This window comes from Streptomyces sp. NPDC058646, assembly GCF_042716875.1.
Taxonomy (GTDB): domain Bacteria; phylum Actinomycetota; class Actinomycetes; order Streptomycetales; family Streptomycetaceae; genus Streptomyces.
Window position 1 is genome coordinate 1 of record NZ_JBHXRK010000075.1, and the last position, 3053, is coordinate 3053.

Consider the following 3053-nt stretch of genomic DNA (forward strand, 5'->3'; position numbering starts at 1 on the left):
CACTCCCGCCTCGGCCAGCGATCTCCGATCGCCTACGAGAACGACTTCCAACCAGCAACAACTACCCTGACCCAAGCCGCATAGACGTGTTCAAACTCCGGGGTAAAGGCCCAACAAACCATCACAGCAAACACTTGTAATACTAGGTTGGTGGGACGGCCTTCGCGGTCAGTTCCGCGAAGGCCGCCGCCGCACCGGTCAGGGGGACCCGGGAGAAGACCGCCATGGGGCGGTGCCACGGCGGGTCGAGGGAGAGCAGCACGCAGTCCTCGCCGACGGCGCCCCGGACCATGTGGGCCGGGGCCATGACGATGCCGACGCCGGCGGCCGCCATCCGCACGGCCGTCGATGTGTGCTCTGTACGCAGCACTGTGCGCGGGGTGAACCCCACCGCTCCGCAGGCCCAGTCCAGCACGAGTTGCCCCTCGATCAGCGGTTCCATCGCGCAGCGGATCCAGTCGCGGTCGGCGAGCTCCGCGAGGCGGACGGCGTCCCGACCGGCGAGGGGGTCGTCGAAGGGAACGACGAGGACCAGCTCCTCGCGGCCCACCCCGAGCAGCGGACCCGTCCACTCCTTGGGCTCCGGGCCCACGGCGAGGTCGGCGACCCCGCGCTCCAACTGCTCCTCCAGGGCCTCGTTCGAGCCGTACTCGCGCACCACCAGCGAGACGCCCGGGTGCAGGGACCGCCAGCGAAAGATGATGCCGGGGAGCATGCCGACGGCCACGGCGTGGACGGTGGCGATGTGCAGCTCGCCTCCCGCCACGCCGGCGGCAGCGCGGGCGGCCCGCTCGGCCTGGCGGGCGCTGCGGACGGCGAGCTGCGCGTGTGGAAGGAAGGCGCGGCCCATGGGGGTGAGCCGGACGCCGCGCGGCATGCGTTCCAGCAGGGCGCCGCCCACTGACCGCTCCAACGCCTTGACCTGGTGCGAGAGGGCGGGCTGGGTCACGTGGAGGACTTCGGCAGCGCGAGTGAAGGAGGACTCCTCCACAACGGCGAGGAAGTACTCCATCTGGCGCAGGCTCATGACCGGCAAGCATAAGGAACGTGCATGGAGTCCAGAAGATCCTTTCCTTGGACTGGGGAGAACGGGCCGTACAGGCTGGGCACATGACCAACGACGACAGCACTGTGGATGTGATCGTGATCGGCGGAGGCACGGGTGGCTACAGCACCGCCCTGCGCGCCTCGGCTCTGGGCCTGACCGTCCTGCTCGCCGAACGGGACAAGATCGGCGGGACCTGCCTGCACCGCGGCTGCATCCCGAGCAAGGCGATGCTGCACGCGGCCGAACTCGTCGACGGCATAGCGGAGGCGCGCGAACGGTGGGGGGTGCGCGCGAGCGTGGAGTCCGTCGACTGGTCGGCGCTCAGCGCGACCCGGGACGAGATCGTCTCCCGCAACCACAAGGGCGTGGAGGGGCACTTGGAGCACGCCGGGGTGCGCGTGGTACGCAGCGGCGCGCGGCTGACCGGGCCGCGGTCCGTCCGGACCGAGGACGGGCGGGAGTTCACCGCCACCCGGGGGATCGTGCTGGCCACCGGCTCCCGCCCGCGCACGCTGCCCGGGCTAGAGCCCGACGGGCACATGGTGGTGACCAGCGACGACGCACTGTTCGCCCCCGGGCTGCCGGGGTCGGTGCTGGTGTTGGGGGGCGGTGCGATCGGGGTGGAGTACGCATCCTTCCACCGCTCGATGGGGGCCTCGGTGATGTTGGTCGAGGCCGCGGACCGGCTGGTTCCGCTGGAGGACGCAGATGTGTCCCGGCATCTGGCGCGGGGTCTGAAAAAACGTGGGATCGACGTGCAGACGGGGGCCCGGCTGGAGGGGGCCGTGGTCGAGAGCGGGGTCGTACGGGCTACCGTGCGTACCGCGCGCGGGGAGCTGCGCGGACTCACGGCGCAGCGGCTGCTCGTGGCGGTCGGCCGGATCCCGGTCACCGACGGGCTGGACCTGGCAGCGGCCGGGCTGGCCACCGACGAGCGGGGGTTCGTGGCACCGGCCGACTGGTCCCGGCTGGAGACCGCGGTCCCGGGGATCCACGTGGTCGGCGACCTGCTGCCGCCGCCGTCGCTGGGTCTGGCGCACGCCTCCTTCGCGGAGGGGATGCTGGTGGCGGAGACCCTGGCCGGGGTCGCGACGCTACCGTTGGACTACACGGCGGTGCCGCGGGTGACGTACTCGGCGCCGCAGACGGCAGCCGTCGGCCTGACGGAGACGCAGGCGCGGGACGCGGCGTACGAGGTGGTGGTGAACACGATGCCGATGACGGCGGTCGCCAAGGGGATGGTCCACGGGCAGGGCGGCACCGTGAAGGTGGTCGCGGAGCGGGGTGGACGGGTGCTCGGGGTGCACCTGGTCGGACCACACGTCTCGGAGATGATCGCTGAGAGCCAGCTGATCGTGGGCTGGGACGCCGAGCCAGCCGATGTCGCCCGTCACATCCACGCCCATCCGACACTGTCGGAAGCCATCGGCGAAGCCTTCCTCTCCCTGGCAGACCGCCCCCTGCACCAGCACTAACGTGCTCGTGCATGGTTGGCGGTGCGACGCTGGATCGTGATGTCTGATCATGTTCGGGTGGTGGGGAACGGGACTCGTGCAGCGATCGTCAGCGACCAGAGGGGTGCCGGCCGTCCGTGGGTATCACCCCCAGCCCGAATCCGTTCACCTACGTACGCAATCCGCAGACTTCCTCGGATTCCCAGGGCCTGGCGCCCGACGACTGTCCGCCAGGGAGAGGTCCATACGATTTCAGGGAACCCAACCCTGCATACCCCCCAACCGCTGCCCTGACCGATGCGATGAGAGCTGCACCGAGAGGGGAGTACATCGACTGCAGCGATATATCAAATTATATCTCGGAGCGTTCCGGCGGCGAGGGGAAGATTGTGCACTACGTGACACCTTCAGGAGATCTTCTGACCCCAGAAGCGGGCGGTAGTCGGGTCGTGCCTTAGAGCTCGTAACACGATCATGAGTCGGGCTTGCTGAGGCGTCGCCAGCAGATGAGGCTGCAGGCGAGGGAGATGAACGCGTCGTGGAGTTCGGTG

2 protein-coding genes are annotated in these 3053 nt (G+C 69.5%); one reads left to right on the forward strand and one right to left on the reverse strand.

Features of this window, described 5'->3' with window-relative positions:
• Positions 1-142: 142 nt before the first annotated feature.
• Positions 143-1027 carry a LysR family transcriptional regulator gene (locus tag ACFWUZ_RS36200; RefSeq protein WP_384382365.1) on the reverse strand — a complete coding sequence of 295 codons (885 nt, stop codon included), beginning with the start codon at positions 1025-1027 and terminating at the stop codon, positions 143-145.
• An 83-nt stretch (positions 1028-1110) separates the two neighbouring features.
• Between ACFWUZ_RS36200 and lpdA the strand changes: the two genes are divergently transcribed.
• Positions 1111-2523 carry a dihydrolipoyl dehydrogenase gene (gene lpdA / locus ACFWUZ_RS36205; RefSeq protein ID WP_384382367.1) on the forward strand — a complete coding sequence of 471 codons (1413 nt, stop codon included), beginning with the start codon at positions 1111-1113 and terminating at the stop codon, positions 2521-2523.
• The last annotated feature ends 530 nt before the right edge of the window (positions 2524-3053 follow it).

Bases quoted from the DNA above. Each gene is read 5' to 3' on its own strand.
- ACFWUZ_RS36200 (WP_384382365.1), bottom strand. From the start codon at position 1,027: ATGAGCCTGCGCCAGATGGAGTACTTCCTCGCCGTTGTGGAGGAGTCC.
- lpdA (WP_384382367.1), top strand. From the start codon at position 1,111: ATGACCAACGACGACAGCACTGTGGATGTGATCGTGATCGGCGGAGGC.